The sequence below is a fragment of the Streptomyces sp. genome (assembly GCF_031181555.1).
GTDB classification, from domain to species: Bacteria; Actinomycetota; Actinomycetes; order Streptomycetales; family Streptomycetaceae; genus Streptomyces; species Streptomyces fimbriatus.
On record NZ_JAPSKQ010000167.1, the window covers coordinates 1 to 5297 of the forward strand.

The 5297-nt window shown below is 73.4% G+C and carries 4 protein-coding genes; 1 reads left to right on the forward strand and 3 read right to left on the reverse strand.

Features of this window, described 5'->3' with window-relative positions; genetic code table 11:
* Window positions 1-10 precede the first annotated feature (10 nt).
* Entirely contained in the window at window positions 11-1591 is a 1581-nt protein-coding gene (locus RIM90_RS25970; protein ID WP_309063178.1) for a methylmalonyl-CoA mutase family protein, read from the reverse strand.
* A gap of 310 nt (window positions 1592-1901) precedes the next feature.
* Here RIM90_RS25970 and RIM90_RS25975 point away from each other — a divergent pair, with 310 nt between their 5' ends.
* On the forward strand, window positions 1902-2810 hold the full coding sequence (locus RIM90_RS25975; RefSeq protein WP_309063179.1) for a L,D-transpeptidase family protein: 909 nt from the start codon (window positions 1902-1904) through the stop codon (window positions 2808-2810).
* A 336-nt stretch (window positions 2811-3146) separates the two neighbouring features.
* On the opposite strand, the gene RIM90_RS25980 is transcribed toward RIM90_RS25975, so the two are convergent.
* Window positions 3147-4262 (reverse strand): hypothetical protein, encoded by a 1116-nt coding sequence (locus tag RIM90_RS25980; protein WP_309063180.1) that lies wholly within the window; start codon window positions 4260-4262, stop codon window positions 3147-3149.
* Complete coding sequence (locus RIM90_RS25985) at window positions 4262-4936, reverse strand: RNA polymerase sigma factor (RefSeq protein WP_309063181.1); 675 nt, start codon at window positions 4934-4936, stop codon at window positions 4262-4264. The genes RIM90_RS25980 and RIM90_RS25985 overlap by 1 nt, the downstream gene beginning before the upstream one ends.
* Window positions 4937-5297: the final 361 nt, after the last annotated feature.

Sequence of the window (5297 nt, forward strand, 5' to 3'; positions counted from 1 at the left end):
GCCCGCCCGCTCAGAACGCGTCCGACGGGACGTACGTCCCCCAGACCTCCCGCAGCGCGTTGCACACCTCGCCCACGGTCGCCCGGGCCCGCAGCGCCTCCTTCATCGGGTAGAGGACGTTGTCCTCGCCCTCCGCCGCCTTCCTCAGGGCCGCCAGTGCCGAGTCCACCGCCTGCTGGTCGCGCTCCGCGCGCAGCTTGGCGAGGCGTTCGGCCTGCTGGGCCTCGATGGCGGGGTCGACGCGCAGGGGCTCGTACGGCTCCTCCTCGTCGAGCTGGAAGCGGTTGACGCCGACCACGACCCGCTCGCCGGAGTCGGTCTCCTGGGCGATGCGGTAGGCGGAGCGCTCGATCTCGCTCTTCTGGAAGCCGCGCTCGATGGCGTTGACCGCGCCGCCGAGTTCCTCGACCTTGCCCATCAGCTCGACGGCCGCGGCCTCGACGTCGTCGGTCATCTTCTCGATGACGTAGGACCCGGCGAAGGGGTCGACGGTCGCCGTCACGTCCGTCTCGTAGGCGAGGACCTGCTGGGTGCGCAGGGCGAGCCGCGCGCTCTTGTCCGTCGGGAGCGCGATGGCCTCGTCGAAGGAGTTGGTGTGCAGGGACTGGGTGCCGCCCAGGACCGCCGCCAGGCCCTGGACGGCGACGCGGACCAGGTTCACCTCGGGCTGCTGCGCGGTCAGCTGCACGCCGGCCGTCTGGGTGTGGAAGCGCAGCATCAGCGACTTGGGGTTCTTCGCCCCGAACTCCTCCTTCATCACCCTCGCCCAGATCCGGCGGGCCGCGCGGAACTTGGCGACCTCCTCCAGGATCGTCGTCCGGGCGACGAAGAAGAACGACAGGCGGGGCGCGAAGTCGTCGACGTCCATGCCGGCCGCGACCGCGGTGCGCACGTACTCGATGCCGTCGGCCAGCGTGAACGCGATCTCCTGCGCCGGGGAGGCGCCCGCCTCGGCCATGTGGTAGCCGGAGATCGAGATGGTGTTCCACTTGGGGATCTCGGCCTTGCAGTACTTGAAGATGTCGGCGATCAGCCGCAGCGACGGCTTGGGCGGGAAGATGTACGTCCCGCGCGCGATGTACTCCTTCAGCACGTCGTTCTGGATCGTGCCGGTGAGCTTGTCGGCGCTCACGCCCTGCTCCTCGGCGACCAGTTGGTAGAGCAGGAGCAGCAGGGCCGCGGGGGCGTTGATCGTCATCGACGTCGAGACCTTGTCCAGCGGGATCCCGCCGAACAGCACCCGCATGTCGTCGATCGAGTCGATGGCGACGCCCACCTTGCCGACCTCGCCGTGCGCGATCGGGGCGTCGGAGTCGTGGCCCATCTGGGTGGGCAGGTCGAAGGCGACCGACAGGCCCATCGTGCCGTTGGCGATCAGCTGCTTGTAGCGGGCGTTGGACTCCGTCGCCGTGCCGAAACCGGCGTACTGGCGCATCGTCCAGGGACGGCCGGTGTACATCGTCGGGTACACGCCCCGGGTGAAGGGGTACTTCCCCGGCTCGCCCAGCTTCTCGGCCGGGTCCCAGCCCTGAAGAGCCTCCGGCCCGTAGACCGGTTCGATGGGCAGTCCGGACTCCGACTCGCGCGCCATGGTGTGATGCCTCCCGCTGAGCAGGGCTGCTCGACCCGCTCGCCGTTACTCGTCAGTTACTCGCCAGTGCAGACCCGATCCTCCGACGGACTGTAGCGGTGCGCGTACGGTCCGGTGGAGGGGCTCACGCTGGGACCTTCCTCACAGCCGCGGTAGGGCCCCGCTCACAGCGTCCACCGCGGCGGTCGTCTTCCGGTCCCTCACCACCATGCCCCCTGGTTCGGCCGCGGTCACGTCCGGGGAACATCTCGGTTGACGACCGGGCGCGGCGACCGGTGGGACGAGGGGGGTTTGCGTGCGGGGTACGGGCATGAGGGCTTGCACGTGCGGGGCGGACGGGGAGGCCCGCACGCGCGGGACGGGCAGGGGGAGGGCGCGCGCCGCCCTGGCGGCACTGGCCGTCCTGACGGGCTGTGCGGCGGGCTGCACGGTGCAGCCCACCGGCGCGGACGGCGACGGCAGGGCGCCGGTGCGCATCGAGCTGCCGAGCGGGACACCGTCCGCGTCCCGCGCCCTGGACGGCGACGGCGGGGGCTCGTCCGGGTCCGGTGACGAGCGGCCCGGCACCGCGCCGGAGCAGCGGCCCCCGCGCGTGCTGTGGTCCCCCGGCGACTCCGGCCGCGACGTCCGCGAGCTCCAGGCCCGGCTGCGTCAGGTCGCCTGGCTCCTCCACGGGCCCACCGGGACGTACGACGAGCCGACGGAGGAGGCGGTGAGGGGCTTCCAGGGCAAGCGCGGGCTGCCGCGGACCGGCAGGACCGACACCGTCACCTGGCAGCGGCTGCTCGGGATGACCCGCGAGCCGGGCAGGTGGGAGCTGTATCTGATGGGCGGCCAGCCGGCCGACGCACCCGACGCCCGTTGCCGGACCGGCCGGGTGCTGTGCATCAGCAAGTCGAGCCGCACCCTCCGCTGGATGGTCGACGGGCGGACGGTGTCGACGATGCCCGTCCGCTTCGGCTCGGAGTACACGCCGACCCGGGAGGGCGTCTTCCGCGTCTACTGGAAGTCCCGGCACCACGTGTCCACGCTCTACGACTCGCCCATGCCGTACGCCATGTTCTTCAGCGGCGGACAGGCGGTGCACTTCTCGGCCGACTTCGCCGCGCGCGGTTACGCCGGTTCCTCGCACGGCTGCGTCAACGTGCGGGACGAGGCGGCGATCGCCCGGCTGTACGCGCAGGTGCGCAACGGCGACAAGGTCGTCGTGCACTGGTGAGGGGCGCGGGGCGAGAGGGGGGATGAATGCGGGGCGGGGGGGGGGCCCGGGGGTCCTGGTGCGCCCGCGCCGGGGGGGGCGGGGCGCGGGGTCGGGGGGGGGCCCGGCGGGGGGGGGCCGGGACCGGGGGAACGTGTCCCGCCCGCGCCTGGGTGCACGAGCCGCGGGTACGGGGGGAACCCCGGCTCCGTGCGACAGCCGATGACCAGTCGGCTCATTCATTACTGCGTCACGGGGGCCAAAAACGTCACACCCGTCGGCGAAGAAATTTCAGGGGAATGAGAAACCCCAGGTCAGGGACGTGCGACGGGGTGATCCGGGGCGTCGTCGCCCCCCTCACTCCTGGTGGCCCTTGCCGTTCTTGCCGTTGTTTCCGGCCTGGCCGCCCTGACCGCCTTGGTCACTCTGACCGCTCCGACCTCCCTGGCCGCCGCTCTTGCCCTGTGTGCCGCTGTGGCCGCTCCGGCCCTGGGAGCCGCTGTGGTCCCCGTCGGCACCGTTGCCGTTGACGTTGCCGCTGCCACTGCCCCCGCCGCTGCCACTGCCCCCGCCGTTGCCACTGCCCCCGCCGCTGCCGTTGCCCTGGTGGGCCTCGCCGTCGGCGTGCTTCCTGGCCGTGGGGCCGGTGTCAGGGGTGGACAGGACGCTCTTGCAGTACGTGTCGACGCGGGAGGAGCCGCCCGCCGCGCCCTCGACGAGGCGCCTGCGGTCACCGCCCAGTCCCTTGCCGTCCCGGAGGTCGCGGCAGGCCGAGGCGATCTGCTTCCAGCCGGGTCCGGAACGGGCCCCGGGGCCACCGGCGTCCGGTCCGGGCTCCCCCGACCCGCCGGTGTCCTCGTCGCCCCGCGCGCCCGGCCCGCCCCGAGCGGTGCCGGTGGTGCTCCGGGAGTCCCGGCCCGGGCCGCCCTCGGGCGTGGCTCCGCCGGGCCCGCCCTCCTTCGGCGGGGGCGTCGGCAGGGGGCGTTCGGAAGGGGCGCCGGTGGCCGTGACGGAGGCGGCCGGGTCGGCCCCGGAGCCGTCGGACGGTGTCGGCAGGACTCCGGTTCCGGCCAGGGCCGCGGCGCCGCCGACCATGCCGGCCGCCAGCGCGGCGGCCAGCCCGAAACGCAGGGGGCGCGTCCAGCGGGGTCCGCCGACGACTCCGGAACGGTCACCGCGCGGGGCGCCGAGCCGTATCGGCCCGGCGTCGGAGGGCTGGGTTCCGGCGTGGCGGCCGGCATCCGCGCCCGGCGCGGCGCGCCCCTCGCGCGCGGCGCGGAAGGCGGCCAGGGCGGCGGCCTCACCGGGCAGTTCACCGCTGTTCGACGAGGGTGGGGCGGAGAGGGACCTGAGCGTCCTGGCGAGCCGTTCGGCCTGTTCACGGGCGAGGGGATCGGCAGCCTCGGGTGGCTCTCCGTCCAGCAGACGCTCCGCCGTCTCGCGGTCCAGCCACCTGTACTGCTCGTCGGCCATCACATGTCCTTCTGCGTCCGCGCTCGCATCTGCGTCACACTCGCGGACCTCACCGTACGACGGCGTGGTTCTCTCTGGGGCGGAAGGGCGTCGAGCACCCCGGCGGATTCCGGATGGGCCTGCGGATCGTCACCGAGCAGCTCGGCCAGCCGTTTCAGACCGCGGTGCGCGGCCGTCCGTACGGCACCCGGGCGCTTGCCCAGCGTCTCGGCGGCGGTCTTCGCGTCGAGCCCCACGACCACGCGCAGCACGACGGCCTCGGCCTGGTCCTGCGGCAGCCGGCCGATGAGGGAGAAGGTGCCGTCGGTGGCCAGTGCCTCGATGGCCTCGCCCGCGGTGTCGGACTCGGCGGCCCGCCCGGTGAGCTCGGTCTCGTCGCCGCCGATCGCGGGGCGGCGCCCGCGCATGCGTATGTGGTCCAGCGCGCGGTTGCGTGCGATGCGGGCGGCCCAGCCGCGGAACCGGTCCGCGTCACCGGTGAACCGCTCCAGGTCACGGGCGATCTGCAGCCACGCCTCGGACGCCACGTCCTCGGCGTCGGGCTCGCCGACGAGCGTCCGTACGTATCCCAGCAGCCGCGGGTGCACGCTGCGGTACACAGTCCGGAACGCGGTCTCGTCCCCGTCCTGTGCCGCACGCACCGCGGCCGTCAGCTCCGCGTCGTCCCCCAGCACCGCGCGCGCCCTTCTGCGCCTCAGCCGGCGCCGCTCTCGCGGACCGGGCTCTCGCCGTCGTGGTTCCTCAATTGGTCGTGCCTTCTCTAGGCCGCAGGTGGCTGTTGTGGTCGTTTGTCCTCCGTGGCCCGGCGCGAAAGGCACGTTACGACCTGAAACCTGTCTCCGTCCACGTCCGTCCGAGATGCAACTAACCCGTGACACAGCGGGGTGTGACAGAAAGCGCACGCTCGACGCTGTAGGGAGTACGGGTCGCCGCGCGGCCCGTACCGCGCGACGGCCGGGGCCTCTCCTGTGGGGGGTGGTGGCCCCGGCCGTTGCCCCGGCGCGAGGGCGTCGGCGCGCGAGGACATCCACGGGG